This is a genomic window from Streptomyces sp. NPDC054783 (assembly GCF_053611725.1).
Genome location: NZ_JBSHAY010000028.1, coordinates 84,769 through 100,470, shown reverse-complemented (window position 1 = coordinate 100,470; position 15,702 = coordinate 84,769). Strand labels below are relative to the sequence as shown.

Sequence of the window (15,702 nt, the reverse complement as noted above, 5' to 3'; positions counted from 1 at the left end):
CCACCCCTGTGCAGAACGTCAAACTTCACCCCTCGGTTTTGTACACATACGGCTCATGACGGGCCCCCGGTAGGGAGCGATAGCCTTGTGGCGTGATCAGCGCGATATCTCGCGGGGGCGATCGTGCTCCTGCCTTGCGCCCGGGTTGCACGGAACACCTCCGTGACCGGGCGGCGGTCGCTGGTCTTCGCGGGCGGGACGGGGCCACAGGAGCCTTCGGGACGCCGAGGACAACCCTGGACACGGCGGCGCCGATAGCAGCGTCACACCCGACGGGCGTGTCGAGAATGGCCGAATTCCCCCCGCTCATCTCACCTCACGGCATAGCGTCGATGCGGACCGGACACCCCGGGCCGTGGCGTCGAGCCGGAGGGAAAGAGACCGTACTTCCTTCTACGTCACGCAACGGCGCGCGACAGGAGTCAGAGGACAATGCAGACCAAGCTGGACGAAGCCAAGGCCGAGCTGCTCGAGAGGGCCGCCCGGGTAGCTGAGAACAGCCCGGTCGGGGGGCACCTACCGACCGGGACCGAGGGCGAGGGCTCCCCGGACACCCCGGACAGCGAGTCCATGCTCGCTTTCCTCCAGCGCTACTACCTGCACACCGCCCCGGAAGACCTCGCCGACCGCGACCCGGTCGACGTCTTCGGCGCCGCGGTCTCGCACTACCGTCTCGCCGAGAACCGCCCCCAGGGCACGGCGAACGTGCGGGTCCACACCCCGACCGTGGAGGAGAACGGGTGGACCTGCAGCCACTCGGTCGTGGAGGTCGTCACCGACGACATGCCCTTCCTCGTGGACTCGGTCACCAATGAGCTGACCCGGCGGGGCCGTGGGATCCACGTCGTCGTCCATCCGCAGTTCGTCGTCCGCCGCGACCTCACCGGCAAGCTCATCGAGGTGCTGCCGACCCCGCCGGGCGGCGACCTGCCGCACGACGCGCACTTCGAGTCCTGGATCCACGTCGAGGTCGACCGTGAGACCGACCGCGCCGACCTGAAGCAGATCACCGCCGATCTGCTGCGCGTGCTGTCCGACGTGCGCGAGGCCGTCGAGGACTGGGAGAAGATGCGGGAGTCGGCGACCCGGATCGCCGACCGCCTGGAGAGCGAGCCCGTCCCCGGCGATCTGCCCCGGCCCGAGGTCGAGGAGGCCCGCGAGCTTCTGCGCTGGCTGGCCGACGACCACTTCACCTTCCTCGGCTACCGCGAGTACGAGCTGCGCGAGGACGACACGCTCGCCGCCGTGCCCGGCACCGGTCTCGGCATACTGCGCTCGGACCCGCACCACGCCGAGGACGAGCAGCACCCGGTCAGCCCCTCCTTCGAGCGGCTGCCGGCCGACGCCCGCGCCAAGGCCCGCGAGCACAAGGTGCTCGTGCTGACCAAGGCCAACAGCCGCGCCACCGTGCACCGGCCGTCGTACCTGGACTACATCGGCGTCAAGAAGTTCGACGCGGACGGCAACGTCGTCGGTGAGCGGCGCTTCCTCGGGCTGTTCTCCTCCGCGGCCTACACCGAGTCCGTGCGCCGGGTCCCCGTCATCCGCCGCAGGGTGGACGAGGTGCTGGAGCGCGCCGGGTTCTCGCCCAACAGCCACGACGGCCGCGACCTGCTGCAGATCCTGGAGACCTACCCGCGCGACGAGCTGTTCCAGACCCCGGTCGCCGAGCTGCAGTCCATCGTGACCAGCGTCCTGTACCTGCAGGAGCGGCGGCGCCTGAGGCTCTACCTGCGCCAGGACGAGTACGGCCGCTACTACTCGGCCCTCGTCTACCTCCCGCGCGACCGCTACACCACCGGTGTCCGGCTGCGGATCATCGACATCCTCAAGGAGGAGCTCGGCGGCGTCAGCGTCGACTTCACGGCCTGGAACACCGAGTCGATCCTGTCCCGGCTGCACTTCGTCGTCCGCGTCCCGCCGGGCACCGTGCTGCCCGAGCTGTCGGACGCCGACAAGGACCGCATCGAGGCCCGTCTGGTCGAGGCCGCCCGGTCCTGGGCCGACGCGTTCGCCGAGGCGCTGACCGCCGAGTGCGGCGAGGAGCACGCGGCCGAGGTGCTGCGCCGCTACAACCACGCCTTCCCCGAGGGCTACAAGGCCGACCACACCCCGCGCGCCGCGGTCGCCGACCTGGTCCACCTGGAGCAGCTCAGCGAGGACAAGACGTTCAGCCTGAGCCTGTACGAGCCGGTGGGCGCCGGGCCGGAGGAGCGCCGGTTCAAGATCTACCAGAAGGGCGGCACCGTCTCCCTTTCCAAGGTGCTGCCGGTGCTCAGCCGCCTCGGCGTCGAGGTCACCGACGAGCGGCCGTACGAGCTGCGCTGCGCGGACCGCACCACCGCCTGGATCTACGACTTCGGTCTGCGCATGCCCAAGGCGGTCAGCGGCGACCACCTGGCCGACGACGCCCGCGAGCGCTTCCAGGAGGCCTTCGCCGCCACCTGGACCGGCAAGGCGGAGAACGACGGCTTCAACGCCCTGGTGCTGAGCGCCGGGCTGACCTGGCGGCAGGCAATGGTGCTGCGCGCCTACGCCAAGTACCTGCGGCAGGCCGGTTCGACCTTCTCGCAGGACTACATGGAGGACACCCTCCGCAACAACGTCCACACCACGCGCCTGCTGGTCTCGCTGTTCGAGGCGCGGATGTCGCCGGACCGGCAGAAGGCCGGCCTGGAGATCACCGACGCCCTGCTGGAGGAGCTGGACGCGGCCCTGGACCAGGTGGCGAGCCTGGACGAGGACCGGATCCTCAGGTCCTTCCTCACCGTCATCAAGGCGACCCTGCGCACGAACTTCTTCCAGGAGGCGCTCGGCGGCAAGCCGCACGACTACGTCTCCATGAAGTTCGACCCGCAGGCCATCCCGGACCTGCCGGCGCCGCGCCCGGCGTACGAGATCTGGGTGTACTCGCCGCGCGTGGAGGGCGTGCACCTGCGCTTCGGCAAGGTCGCGCGCGGTGGTCTGCGCTGGTCCGACCGGCGTGAGGACTTCCGTACCGAGATCCTCGGCCTGGTCAAGGCGCAGATGGTGAAGAACACCGTCATCGTGCCGGTCGGCGCCAAGGGCGGCTTCGTCGCCAAGCAGCTGCCGGACCCGAGCGTGGACCGCGACGCCTGGCTGGCCGAGGGCATCGCCAGCTACAAGACGTTCATCTCGGCGCTGCTCGACATCACCGACAACATGGTCGCCGGCGAGGTCGTGCCCCCGCAGGACGTGGTCCGGCACGACGGCGACGACACCTACCTCGTCGTCGCCGCCGACAAGGGCACCGCGACCTTCTCGGACATCGCCAACGGGGTCGCCGAGAAGTACAACTTCTGGCTCGGCGACGCCTTCGCCTCCGGTGGAAGCGCGGGCTACGACCACAAGGGCATGGGCATCACCGCGCGCGGCGCCTGGGAGTCCGTCAAGCGGCACTTCCGTGAGCTGGGTGTGGACACGCAGTCCGAGGACTTCACGGTCGTCGGCATCGGCGACATGTCCGGTGACGTGTTCGGCAACGGCATGCTGCTGTCCGAGCACATCCGCCTGGTCGCCGCGTTCGACCACCGGCACATCTTCATCGACCCCACCCCGGACGCGGCCACCTCCTACGCCGAGCGCCGCCGCCTGTTCGAGCTGCCCCGCTCCAGCTGGGCCGACTACAACACCGAGCTGCTGTCGGCGGGCGGCGGGATCTTCCCGCGCAGCGCCAAGTCGATCCCGGTCAACGCCCACATCCGCGAGGCCCTCGGCATCGAGGGCAAGGTCGCCAAGATGACCCCGGCCGACCTGATGAAGGCCATCCTGCAGTCCCCGGTGGACCTGCTGTGGAACGGCGGCATCGGCACGTACGTGAAGGCGTCGGCGGAGTCGAACGCGGACGTCGGCGACAAGGCCAACGACGCCATCCGCGTCGACGGCGCCGACCTGCGGGTCAAGGTCGTCGGCGAGGGCGGCAACCTGGGCCTGACCCAGCTCGGCCGGATCGAGTTCGCCACACACGGCGGCAAGATCAACACCGACGCGATCGACAACAGCGCCGGCGTGGACACCTCCGACCACGAGGTGAACATCAAGATCCTGCTGAACGGCCTGGTCGCGGACGGCGACATGACGGTCAAGCAGCGCAACAAGCTGCTCGCCGAGATGACCGACGAGGTCGGCGCGCTGGTCCTGCGCAACAACTACGCGCAGAACACCGCCCTGGCCAACGCCCTGTTCCAGGCCAAGGACATGCTCCACGCCCAGCAGCGGTTCATCCGCCACCTGGTGCGCGAGGGTCACCTGGACCGGGCGCTGGAGTTCCTGCCGACCGACCGGCAGATCCGCGAGCGCCTCGGCCAGGGGCAGGGCCTGACCGGCCCGGAGACCGCGGTCGTGCTGGCGTACACGAAGATCACGGTCGCCGAGGAGCTGCTGCACACCTCGCTGCCGGACGACCCGTACCTGCGCAGCCTGCTGCACGCCTACTTCCCGACGGCGCTGCGCGAGCGGTTCGCGGACGCGGTCGACAACCACCCGCTGCGCCGTGAGATCACCACGACCGTGCTGGTCAACGACACGGTCAACACGGGCGGTACGACGTACCTGCACCGCCTGCGCGAGGAGACCGGCGCCTCCCTGGAGGAGATCGTCCGCGCCCAGACCGCGGCCCGCACGATCTTCTCCTCGGCCCCGGTGTGGGACGCGGTGGAGGGCCTGGACAACAAGGTCGACGCGGCCGTCCAGACCCGGATCCGGCTGCACTCGCGCCGTCTCGTCGAGCGCGGCACCCGCTGGCTGCTGAACAACCGGCCGCAGCCGCTGCAGCTCGCCGAGACGGTCGAGTTCTTCGCCGAGCGGGTCGAGCGGGTCTGGCAGGAGCTGCCGAAGCTGCTGCGCGGCGCGGACCTGGAGTGGTACCAGCACGTGTACGACGAGCTGTCCGCGGCCGGTGTCCCGGACGAACCCGCCACGCGCGTGGCCGGTTTCTCCTCCGCCTTCCCGGCGCTCGACATCGTGTCGGTGGCCGACCGCATGGGCAAGGAGGCGCTCGACGTCGCCGAGGTCTACTACGACCTCGCCGACCGGCTGAACATCACCCAGCTGATGGACCGCATCATCGAGCTGCCCCGCGCCGACCGCTGGCAGTCCATGGCCCGCGCCTCCATCCGCGAGGACCTGTACGCGGCGCACGCGGCGCTCACCGCGGACGTCCTCGCGGTCGGCAACGGCACCTCCACTCCCGAGCAGCGCTTCAAGGCCTGGGAGCAGAAGAACGCGCCCATCCTGAGCCGGGCGCGCACCACCCTGGAGGAGATCCGCGGTTCGGAGACCTTCGACCTCGCCAACCTCTCGGTGGCGATGCGGACGATGCGGACGCTGCTGCGCACGCACTCCTAGCCGTACGACAGTGAGTGCATAGCCGTACGACGGTGAGAGCGCCCCGGGCCGACGACATATCGGTCCGGGGCGTTCCCTTTCTTGCCGACCCTTAGCCAAAAACGATCAGCGAATTTACCGTTTCCTGCTAATCGGTGGCCTTCGGATAGGGTCTGGGCTGTGACTGTTCAACTCACCGAGATCACCGAGACCCGCCCGGCAGCGCCCCCCGCGCCGGCTCCGGCCCGGCGGCCCGTCAAGCGGGTCGTGCTGGAGGTCGTGAAATTCGGGATCGTCGGCGGCAGTGGGGTCCTCGTCAATTTCCTGGTCTTCAACCTGCTGCTGCGCGGCCTGGGTTGGCAGGCGATGACAGCGACCGTCCTGGCCAGCTGTATCGCCATGGCGACCAATTACCTGGGCTTCCGCTATTTCGCCTATCGTGACCGGTCCTCGCGCACGCGCAGTCAGATCACCCTGTTCTTCGTCTTCAGCGGCCTCGGTGTCGTGATGGAAATCGGCCTGTTCTGGGTCGGTTACCACGGTCTCGGCCTGCACAGTGTGCTGGAATCGAATGTGGCGAAGGCACTGTCGATCGTGCTCGCCTCCGCCTTCCGGTTCCTCGTCTACCGCACTTGGGTGTTCCAGCAGGATGCACACCGCACCGTCTGATACTGAGCGGGTGAGCCGTACACCGCCCCCGCCGCGCGCCGCGCGGGCCGGCCGCGCCCTGCCGCAGGCCGCCGCCGCGCTCGTCGTCGTACTGCTGCTCCTGGTGATCGTCCGTCTGCCCTGGGCGGGCGACCTCGGCATGCACGCGGCCACGGTCCAGCGCCTGAGCCACAATCTGTTCCACCCCGGCAACCCGCTGGTCGACGCCGACACGCCGAGCCCCTACTTCTCGCCGTGGATGCTGGTCCTGGGCGTGGTCGCCAAGCTGACCGGCCTGTCGGTGTTCGTGGTCCTGCGGCTGGCGGCGCTGGTCGGCCTGTCCCTGCTGGTCACCGGCGTCTGGCGGTACGTCCGCACCCTGTCCCCGCACCGCGCGGCCCCCGCCCTGGCCCTGCTCAGCCTGCTCTTCCTCTGGGGCCCGCTGCTGTTCAACTGGTCCGGCTTCCTGGGCCTGAACTCCCTTGCGCTGACGGTGTCGTACCCCAGCGTCCTCGCGCTCGGCCTCACCTTCCACTTCTGGGCCTGGCTCACGCGCGCGATGCGGGAGCGGGCCGCGTGGGGAAGGTGGCTGTGGCTCGGTGTGCTCTGGGCGCTGATCCTGCTGTGCCACCAGTTCACCGGCGTGGTGGCCTCTCTGGGCGCCCTGGCGATGGTGATCGCGGCGCGACCGCCCCGCCCGGTGCTGCTGCGTCTGTCCGGCGCACTCGCCCTGGGCCTGCTCCTGCTGTGGCTGTGGCCGTACTACGACTTCTTCTCCCTCTTCTCCGCCGGTGCGGACCTGGAGGCCATCCACAAGCCGCTGTACGAGGACCTGGCCGCACGGTTCGGCCTGGTACTGCTCGGGGTGGCAGCGCTGGTGCTGCGCTTCCGCCGCGACCGCTGGGACCCGTTGGTCCTGTTCTTCGTCCTCGGCGTGCTGGTGTTCGCCGCGGGCGGGCTGTCCGGCCACTACTCCTGGGGCCGTGCCCTGCCCGCCGCGCTGATCCCGGCGCAGCTCGCGGCCGCGCTGGAGGTCGTCTCGGCCGGACGGCGGGCCGTACGGGTGGGCTGGGCGTGTGTGCTGGGTGCCGCCCTGCTGGTCGGCGCGTGGACGCAGGCCGGGACGCTCGGTTATGTGACCGGGAGGGCGGCTCTGCCTTCGGCGCTCGCGGCGAAGTACCGGACGCCGTGGGTGGGGTACCACTGGATCACGCCGTGGGTGAAGTACGGGGACGTGGTGATGGCCCGGACGACGCCGGCTCGGCAGATCCCCGCGTACGGGCCGTACACCGTGGCGCCGGGCTATCCGGATGTGTTCCTGCCGGACGCCGCGCGGCGGGAGGATGCGGTTGCCCGCTACTTCGCCGCGGGGGCGTCCTCTGCCGACCGGGCAGGGATTCTGCGGGAGTACGGCGTGAAGTGGGTCGTGGGCCCGAAGAGCCTGGCGGGACCGGGGCTTCGGAAGGTGACCACCGGCCCGTCCGCCCAGGTCCTGTACCGAGTGGTGCCCTGAGCTCTCGCTGGGCGGGGTGTGGGGTCGCTCACCGGCGCTGACAGTGTGCCACGGCGGGCCCGTGGTCGCCCACGGACCCGCACCCCGACGGCGCTTCGAAGCCGCCTTCTTACCTCAGCACGCTGGACAGCAGCTTCGCTGCCTTGCGGACCTTCGGGCGGGCCACCCTCTGCACGACCGGGCGGATGACACGGGCCGTGACTCCCACCGGGCGCCAGCGCAGCTGCAGCCGGCCCGGGTTGCGGCCCTCCGGCTCGATGGTGACCTCGTGCGGGGTCGCGCCGGAGCGGTAGTCGATGCGGGCGGTGAGGGTGGGGAAGGTGAGCGGGGCCAGCAGGACGCCGGAGTTGGACAGGCCCTGCTGCTGGAGGCGGACCAGGGGGTGGCGTACGCCGGCGAAGCCCTGCAGGGGGAGCGGGGCCTCGGTCAGGTCCAGGTGGACCGTGCCCTCGAAGAGGCCGGGGCGGACCGGGTCCAGGCGGAAGGGGACCGTCATCCGGCGGTTGCCGGGGGAGAGGATCAGGCCGGCTCGCTGCGGGCCGACCGGCAGGCGCAGACCCGGGTCGTACGTGCGGACGGCCAGGGTGAGCGAGGCGCCGGGTCCGGGAGTCAGCTCCGTGATCTCGTGCCGGAACTGCGCGCTCGGGAACGGGCGCGTGTCCAACTCCAGGTCCGACACGTCCAGTTCGCCCCGGGTGCGGTCGGACGAGGGCACGCTGCCGCCCCAGTACGGGACACCGGACGCGTCGGCCGTGACCTGCCGCGGCGCCACCCCGTGTCCGAGACCGCGGGCCGCGAGCCGGACGTCGTCCAGGCGGCCCTCCCGCAGCAGCTCCAGCACCACCCGCTCGTGGCGGGGCAGGCGGGCGAACGCGCCCGGGGACAGCGTCTCCAGGTACGGGTTCATGATGTCGGCGAAGGCGGTCAGCCACTCCTCGTCACGGTAGGGCAGGTCGCCCGCGTACATCCGGAAGTCGTGCTTGAGGAACTTGAAGTCCTTGTCCTCGCGCAGCCCCGCGTGCCCGCTCTCCACCAGGAAGTCGTCGATCAGACGCTGGACGTGGACGCGGTCGCGGACGTTGGTGACCTTGTGCCGCTGGTTCGAGATCGAGGCCGTCGCCGCCGCCGCGAACGGGTCGATGTACCAGACGTACACCGGGTCCGGGATGATCGTGAACGCCTGCGCCAGGCAGTACGCCTGCGCCGAGAACAGCTGGTCCTCGTAGTGGATGCCCTCCGGGAAGCGCAGCTCGTGCCGGTCCAGGAAGGAACGCGCGTACATCTTGCTTGTCGACAGGTGCTCGAACAGCAGCCGTGGGTCGGCCTCGATGCCCTCCACCGTGCGGCGCTCGGCCACCAGGTGCGGCATCCACGTCGTGCGCCGGCCGTTGTCCACCCGCACCCGGCGCACCGCGCCCATGGTGAAGTCCACCTCGCGCTCGCGGTGCGCGGCGAGCAGCAACTCGACCGCGCGGGGCGGAAGTTCGTCGTCGCTGTCGAGGAACATCAGATACGGCGCCCGGGCGATCTCGATCGCGCGGTTGCGCGGGGCGCTGCAGCCGCCGCTGTTCTCCGGCAGGCGGAGATAGCGGACGCGGGAGTCCTCCGACTCCAGTCGGCGCGCCACCGCGGGCGTGTCGTCCGTGGAGTGGTCGTCGCTGATGATGATCTCGATGTTCGCGTGCGTCTGCGCGCGCAGCGAGGCGACCGCCCGGGGAAGGCGGGCGGCGTCGTTGAAGACGATGACCGTCACCGTCACGTCGGGGGTCGTCATGCCGAGGCCTCCTCGGGGGTCGGGGCGGGGGTGCGTTCCTCGAGTGGGACCACCGGTGGCAGTGACTCCTCCGGTTCGCCCAGGAACACCCGTCGTACGACCCGTTCGGCGGCGCGGCCGTCGTCGTACTCGCAGAACCGGCGCCGGAAGGCGGCCCGCGCCTTGGTCGCGCTCTCGTCGCGCCAGGCGCCGGAGGCGAAGATCTCCGTCAGCTCCTCCTGGGTGCGGGCGACCTGGCCGGGGTGGTCGGTCATGAGGTCGAAGTAGACGCCGCGGGTGGTCCGGTAGGTCTCCCAGTCGTCGGCGTAGACGACGATCGGGCGGTCGAGGTTGGCGTAGTCGAACATGATCGACGAGTAGTCCGTGACCAGCGCGTCGGCGGCCAGGCACAGCTCCTCGACGGGGTCGTAGGAGGAGACGTCGATGATCCGGCCGGAGCGGCGCAGACCGGTCAGCGGGGAGGCGGCGCCGCCGTAGAAGTAGTGGGCGCGGACCAGCAGGACCGTGTCCTCGCCGAGGCGGTCGGCGAGAGCGGCGAGGTCCAGGCGCGGGGTGAAGCCGGCCTCGTAGTCGCGGTGGGTGGGCGCATAGAGGACGGCCGTCTTGCCGCGCGGGATGCCGAGGCGCTCGCGGGCGGCGCGGACGTCGGCGGCGGTGGCCGAGTAGAAGACGTCGTTGCGCGGGTAGCCGTGGTCCAGCGAGGTGTAGCGGGCCGGGTAGGCGCGCTCCCACATGCGGGTGGAGTGGCTGTTGGCGCTGACGCTGTAGTCCCACTTGTCGATGCGGGCCAGCAGGGCGTCGAAGTCCAGGCCCTTGGCGGCGGCCGGGTGCTCCATCTGGTCCAGGCCCATGCGCTTGAGCGGGGTGCCGTGGTGGGTCTGGAGGTGGATCGCGTCGGAGCGCTTGACCACCGCGTTGGGGAAGTTGACGTTGTTGACGAGGTACTTGGCGGTGGCCAGGGTCTCCCAGTAGCGGCGGGTGCCGGGGATCACATGGTCGGTGCCGGGCGGCAGCAGGGCCTCGTTGCTCTTCGACACCACCCACACGGGGCGGATGTGCGGGGCGAGTTCGCGGAGCTTTGCGGCGATCGCGGCCGGGTTGCAGGCCACCCCGCGCTCCCAGTAGGCGGCGAACACCGCCAGGTTCGGGTCGACCGGTCGGGTCAGGGCGCGGCGGTACTGCTGGTCGCGGAGCTTGGCGCCGACCAGCTTCTTCCGGGTCCGTACGGCCTTCTTGGCGGTGCGGCGGGCGCGGTTGGCGGCCTGGAACGCGCGGTACTTGGTGTACGCGCCCTCCTCCAGCAGGGCGTGCCGTACGCCCTCCACACCGGCCGGGTGCTCGTGGTTCTCGGGGCGCCAGCGGACCGCGGCGAGGGAGGCCCGGCGGAAGAACTCGCGGGCCACCGCGTCGGGCAGGTTCTCGCCGGCGAAGGTGCGCACCAGGTCGCGCATCATCAGGTCGTACAGCACCGTGCGGGCGGCGCGGCGGTCCTTGGCGAGCGCGAGCAGCGACTCGTAGCGCTCGATCAGCTCGAACCGGTCCTCGGGGGCGAGCGGCGGCAGGCTCTCGGGGCGCAGTTCGCGGTTCTCGTACGCCGCCTGGTTCAGGCAGGCGACGCGGCCGGCGTGCAGCAGGGCGGCGTATGCGGCCTGCGGTTCGTCGTCGGTGGTGAGGCGCTCCTCGTGCGCCCGCCAGAACTCGGCGCGCAGGGCGCGGTTGCCGAGCAGCGGGGTGAGGCGCAGCAGGTCGGCGGTCTCGTCCAGGGGCAGGCTGTCGCGGCCGACGGCGGCGAGGAGCCGGCCGTCGCGGGAGGGGGTGGCGGCGGTCTGCCAGGTCGTGGTGACGTGGTCGAAGACGAGTACGTCCACCCCGGCACCGTCGGTGGCGTCCAGCTCGGCGGTCCGCTCGGCGATCAGCCGGGGGGCGCCGGCCGGCAGGCTGTCCTTGGCGTGGACGAAGTGCAGCCAGCGGCCGGTCGCGCGGGCGGCGCCGGCGGCCCGGGCCGCCGCGTCACCGGTGCCCTCCGCCAGCGGTACGACCACCGTCTCGGGGGCGTGGCCCTCGGCTGTCTCCCGCGCCCAGTCGCCGACCGCGGCGACGACGACCTCGGCGTCGGGGAGCGGGCGGGCTTCCAGGGAGTCCAGCAACTCCGTCAGATGCCCCTGTGCGTTCGGTCCGTAGACGATGACGCTGAGTTGGGGCATCGCGGTGGACTCCTTCGGTCGGTCGGTTGGGGTCACCCTTCATAACATACTGTCACTAAGCGGATGAAAGGGATAACGGCGCTCGGAGTAAGAACGGCCCAAGGAGGAAGAGGGCGTTCCGTGGCCTACGGTTTCCCTCCCGGTAACTTTTATGCCGTCTTCTTACCCCGGGCCCGCTCCGCCTCGACCTCGCTCAGGTCGCCTTGTCGGGTGCCGGCTTCTTCGTCGTCGTCTTGTCGCTCTTGTCGCCGCTGAAGGCCTCGTACTCCTTCATGACGTCCTCGGTCGGCCCGTCCATGCGCAGCTCGCCGCGCTCCAGCCACAGGGTCCGCTCGCACGTGTCGCGGATCGACTTGTTGTTGTGGCTGACCAGGAAGACCGTACCCGCCTTCTCGCGCAGTTCGCGGATGCGTTCCTCGGAGCGCATCTGGAACCTGCGGTCTCCGGTGGCCAGCGCCTCGTCGATGAGGAGCACGTCGTGGTCCTTGGCGGCGGCGATGGAGAAGCGCAGCCGGGCGGCCATACCGGAGGAGTACGTGCGCATCGGCAGGGTGATGAAGTCACCCTTCTCGTTGATCCCGGAGAACTCGACGATGTCGTCGTAGCGCTCCCTGACCTGCTCTCGCGTCATGCCCATGGCGAGGCCGCCGAGGTGCACGTTGCGTTCACCCGTCAGGTCGTTCATCAGTGCCGCGTTGACGCCGAGCAGGGAGGGCTGGCCGTTGGTGTAGATGTGGCCGTTCTCCACGGGGAGCAGCCCGGCGACGGCCTTCAGCAGCGTCGACTTGCCGGAGCCGTTGGTGCCGATGAGGCCGATCGCCTCACCCTTGTAGGCGACGAACGACACTTTCTTCACGGCGTGCACCCGGCGCACGCCGGCCGCCTTCTCGGTCTGCTTGCGGCGCAGGATGCGGTTGAGGGCGGCGGTGGCGGAGCCGCGGCCGGAGCCGGTGCCGTTGACGCGGTAGACGATGTCGACGCCGTCGCAGACGACGGTGGGGATCTTCTCGGTGGGGGTCTGCTCAGCCACGGCCGTACTTCTCCTCAGCCTTCCAGAAGTAGATGAAGCCTCCGACGCCGGCGAGCAGAGCCCAGCCGGTGGCCGTCGCCCACACGTGCGGGGGCAGCTGCTTGGCGTGGAAGCTCTTGATCAGCGCGTAGCGCATGAGGTCGATGTAGACCGCGGCCGGGTTGTTCTCCAGCATGACCGTGACGATGTGCGGCAGGTTGTCCTTCTTGGTGAGCTTGCTGATGCTCCACATCACACCGGACACGTACATCCAGGTGCGCAGCACGAACGGCATCAGCTGGGCGATGTCCGGGGTCTTGGCGCCCATCCGCGCCATGATCATCGCCATGCCCGCGTTGAACAGGAACTGCAGGATCAGTGTGGGGATCACCAGGAGCCAGCCGACGGTGATCGGCAGGCCGAAGGAGAGCAGGATGACGACCAGCGCGGCCATCGAGAACATCAGCTGCTGGAGCTGCTGGATGCAGAAGGAGATCGGCAGGGCGGCGCGCGGGAAGTGCAGGGCGCGGACCAGGCCCAGGTTGCCGGAGATCGCCCGGGTGCCGACCTGGATCGAACTCTGCGTGAACGTCCACACGAACACGCCGGTGACCAGGAACGGGATGTAGTCCGGGACGCCCTTCTTGGTGCCGAGCAGCACGCCGAAGATGAAGTAGTAGACCGCCGCGTTCAGCAGCGGGGTCATGACCTGCCAGATCTGGCCGAGCTTGGCCTCGCTGTACTGCGCGGTGAGCTTGGCCGTGGCGAAGGCGGTGATGAAGTGGCGCCGGGCCCACAGCTGGCTGATGTACTCCCGCAGGGAGGGGCGGGCGCCACTGACCGACAGGCCGTGGCGGGCGGCCAGTGCCGCGAGGTCGTCGTCGGCCGGGGCCTGGGTGGGGGGCGGTGTGTCGAGGACCTGGCTCACATCCGCTGCTTTCGCTCGGGGGGAGGGGGTGGCGCGTCCGGCCGGGGCCGGGGGCGCGTCGGGGACCCGCCGTCCGACGTGCGTTCGTTTCCTTACGCTTCTCTTCACGTTCTCTTACGTCGGAACGGGACCGTATCGTCGCATCGTGAGCGTAGAACCAATCGACGTCGGAACGCAACCGTTTCGTCGTAACGCCCTATGCTGTGAGTCATGACGACGAACGCCGACGAATCCGCGACGCGTCCGCGCCGCCGGACCCCTGCCGGGGCCGCCGTACTCCGGGAGGATGTGACCGAGGCCATCCGGGCGGCGGTCTTCGAGGAACTCGCGGCCGTCGGATACGCGCGGATGTCCATCGAGGGCATCGCGCGGCGGGCGGGCGTCGGCAAGACCGCGGTGTACCGACGGTGGCGGTCCAAGCTGCACCTGGTCCTGGACGTCGTGTCGGCGATGGCGGTACTGGGTCTGCCGGTCCCCGACACGGGTTCTCTGGAGGGCGACCTGCGCCTGCTGTACGAGGTCACGTCCCGCGCCCTGCGCCATCCGGTCGCCTCGCAGATCATCCCCGACCTCCAGGCGGAGGCCGCCCGCAATCCCGACATCGCCGACGCCTTCCAGAAGGCGCTGCGGGACGGGCAGGAGGGCGTGGCCAGCAAGATCGTGGCGGCGGCGGAGCAGCGGGGGGAGGTGCGGGCGGGCGTCGACCCCGACCTCGCGCTCGACCTGATCTCCGGTCCGCTGTACTGGCGCGCAGTGGTCATCCGTTCCCCGAAGCTGCCCAAGGGCTACCTTGAGAAGCTGGCTCGGGCCACGGCGGGGGCGCTCAAGGCGTTGTGATCGCACCGCGCGCTGCCGCCGGCCTGACAGGGTCTCGCTCGCGGGGGCTGCCGCCGGCCTGACGGGGTCTCGCTCGCCGGGGCTGCCGCCGGCCTGACGGGGTGTCCTGCTTGCCGGTGCTGGTGGGGTGCGGGGTGCCCGCGGTCGGGCGACGGGGTGTTTCGCCTGCCCGCGCCGGCGGGGTGCCGCTGCGCCCACCCGCGCCGCCCCAGCGGCACGACTGTCCGTAGCTGCGTGGGTGCGGTGGCACGGGTGCCGTTGGTGGGTGGGTGCTGTCCTGGCGGTGCGACTGCCTGCAGCTGTGTGGGGGCAGGGGGCCGGGGCGGGGCCGCGGTCGGGGGGCGGCCCCTGGTCCGTCGGTGGTCGTCTACGACCGCGCCGCCTCCGGGTGGTGGTGTACCCAGCCCTCCCAGGCCGAGGTGATCATGTCCTGGACGTCGTACTTGGCCTGCCAGCCCAGTTCCGTGGCGATGCGGTTGGCCGAGGCGACGACGCGGGCGGGGTCGCCGGGGCGGCGCGGTGTGACGGTCGGCGGGCGGTCGTAGCCGGTGACCGCGTTGATGCGGTCGATCATCTCGCGGACCGACACACCCTCGCCGCGGCCGATGTTCAGTGTCAGGTCGGTGCCGGGGGAGGAGGCCAGGGCGCGGGCGACGGTGACGTGGGCCTCGGCCAGGTCGACCACGTGGATGTAGTCGCGTACGCAGGTACCGTCCGGCGTCGGGTAGTCGTCGCCGAAGACGCGCGGCGGCGCGCCCTCGGTGAGCTTCTCGAAGACCATGGGGATGAGGTTGAACACGCCGGTGTCGGCGAGTTCCGGGCCGGCCGCGCCCGCCACGTTGAAGTAGCGCAGCGACGCCGTGGACATGCCGGTCGCCCTGCCCGTCGCGCGGACCAGCCACTCGCCGGCGAGCTTCGTCTCGCCGTAGGGGGACATCGGCCGGCAGGGGGTCTCCTCCGTCACCAGGTCGACGTCCGGCATGCCGTACACGGCCGCCGAGGAGGAGAAGACGAAGGACGGGACCTCCGCCCGCGTCACCGCCTCCAGGAGGGTGCGCAGGCCCTCGACGTTCTCCCGGTAGTAGTCCAGCGGGCGCTCCACCGACTCGCCCACCTGCTTCTTCGCCGCCAGGTGCACGACCCCGCTGATCTCGTGCTCGGCGAGCGTGCGGGCCACAAGCTCGGCGTCCAGGACGGAGCCCCGCACCAGGGGGACCTCCGCCGGGATGCGCTCGGCGACGCCCGTGGACAGGTCGTCGTAGACGACCGTGCGTTCGCCCGCCTCGGTCATCGCCCGTACGACGTGTGCCCCGATGTATCCGGCACCGCCGGTGATCAGCCAGGTCATTGCGGCCGTCTCCTCGTCAGTTGGCCCGTTCAGCCGCTCGGTGGAGCAACGGGTGTCTTTCAGTGAAGCAGTGGGCGTCCCGCCGGGTCGGCGGG

9 protein-coding genes are annotated in these 15,702 nt (G+C 70.5%); 4 read left to right on the top strand and 5 right to left on the bottom strand.

What is annotated here, in order from left to right; all coding sequences use genetic code 11:
- Positions 1-432: 432 nt before the first annotated feature.
- The 3 genes from ACWGJ5_RS35325 to ACWGJ5_RS35315 all read left to right on the top strand — a co-directional run bounded on the left by ACWGJ5_RS35325 (position 433) and on the right by ACWGJ5_RS35315 (position 7,507).
- Positions 433-5,367, top strand: a complete 4,935-nt coding sequence (locus tag ACWGJ5_RS35325) for an NAD-glutamate dehydrogenase (RefSeq protein WP_453313712.1) — start codon at positions 433-435, stop codon at positions 5,365-5,367.
- 159 nt (positions 5,368-5,526) lie between these two features.
- Positions 5,527-6,015, top strand: coding sequence for a GtrA family protein (locus ACWGJ5_RS35320; protein WP_453313711.1), 489 nt, complete (start codon positions 5,527-5,529; stop codon positions 6,013-6,015).
- The gene (locus ACWGJ5_RS35315) at positions 5,996-7,507 is read left to right on the top strand and encodes a hypothetical protein (RefSeq protein ID WP_453313710.1); all 1,512 of its coding nucleotides are present in this window, start codon (positions 5,996-5,998) and stop codon (positions 7,505-7,507) included. Before ACWGJ5_RS35320 ends, ACWGJ5_RS35315 begins: the two co-directional genes overlap by 20 nt.
- Before the next feature lie 109 nt (positions 7,508-7,616).
- Here ACWGJ5_RS35315 and ACWGJ5_RS35310 read toward each other — a convergent pair whose 3' ends face one another.
- The 4 genes from ACWGJ5_RS35310 to ACWGJ5_RS35295 form a co-directional block, all read right to left on the bottom strand.
- Complete coding sequence (locus ACWGJ5_RS35310; protein ID WP_453313709.1) at positions 7,617-9,281, bottom strand: glycosyltransferase family 2 protein; 1,665 nt, start codon at positions 9,279-9,281, stop codon at positions 7,617-7,619.
- A complete protein-coding gene (locus tag ACWGJ5_RS35305; RefSeq protein ID WP_453313708.1) occupies positions 9,278-11,485 on the bottom strand; it encodes a CDP-glycerol glycerophosphotransferase family protein in 2,208 nt (735 codons plus the stop codon). The genes ACWGJ5_RS35310 and ACWGJ5_RS35305 overlap by 4 nt, the downstream gene beginning before the upstream one ends.
- Positions 11,486-11,678: 193 nt before the next feature.
- Positions 11,679-12,515, bottom strand: a complete 837-nt coding sequence (locus ACWGJ5_RS35300; protein ID WP_453313707.1) for an ABC transporter ATP-binding protein — start codon at positions 12,513-12,515, stop codon at positions 11,679-11,681.
- The gene (locus ACWGJ5_RS35295; protein WP_453313706.1) at positions 12,508-13,422 is read right to left on the bottom strand and encodes an ABC transporter permease; all 915 of its coding nucleotides are present in this window, start codon (positions 13,420-13,422) and stop codon (positions 12,508-12,510) included. Before ACWGJ5_RS35295 ends, ACWGJ5_RS35300 begins: the two co-directional genes overlap by 8 nt.
- Positions 13,423-13,632: 210 nt before the next feature.
- On the opposite strand from ACWGJ5_RS35295, the gene ACWGJ5_RS35290 reads away from it, so the two are divergent.
- On the top strand, positions 13,633-14,259 hold the full coding sequence (locus ACWGJ5_RS35290) for a TetR/AcrR family transcriptional regulator (RefSeq protein WP_453313705.1): 627 nt from the start codon (positions 13,633-13,635) through the stop codon (positions 14,257-14,259).
- 367 nt (positions 14,260-14,626) lie between these two features.
- Here ACWGJ5_RS35290 and galE read toward each other — a convergent pair whose 3' ends face one another.
- Complete coding sequence (gene galE, locus ACWGJ5_RS35285; RefSeq protein ID WP_453313704.1) at positions 14,627-15,607, bottom strand: UDP-glucose 4-epimerase GalE; 981 nt, start codon at positions 15,605-15,607, stop codon at positions 14,627-14,629.
- Positions 15,608-15,702 lie beyond the last annotated feature (95 nt).

Coding starts and splice junctions, on each gene's coding strand:
- ACWGJ5_RS35325 (WP_453313712.1), top strand. CDS start 433: ATGCAGACCAAGCTGGACGAAGCCAAGGCCGAGCTGCTCGAGAGGGCC.
- ACWGJ5_RS35315 (WP_453313710.1), top strand. CDS start 5,996: ATGCACACCGCACCGTCTGATACTGAGCGGGTGAGCCGTACACCGCCC.
- ACWGJ5_RS35310 (WP_453313709.1), bottom strand. CDS start 9,281: ATGACGACCCCCGACGTGACGGTGACGGTCATCGTCTTCAACGACGCC.
- ACWGJ5_RS35305 (WP_453313708.1), bottom strand. CDS start 11,485: ATGCCCCAACTCAGCGTCATCGTCTACGGACCGAACGCACAGGGGCAT.
- ACWGJ5_RS35290 (WP_453313705.1), top strand. CDS start 13,633: ATGACGACGAACGCCGACGAATCCGCGACGCGTCCGCGCCGCCGGACC.
- galE (WP_453313704.1), bottom strand. CDS start 15,607: ATGACCTGGCTGATCACCGGCGGTGCCGGATACATCGGGGCACACGTC.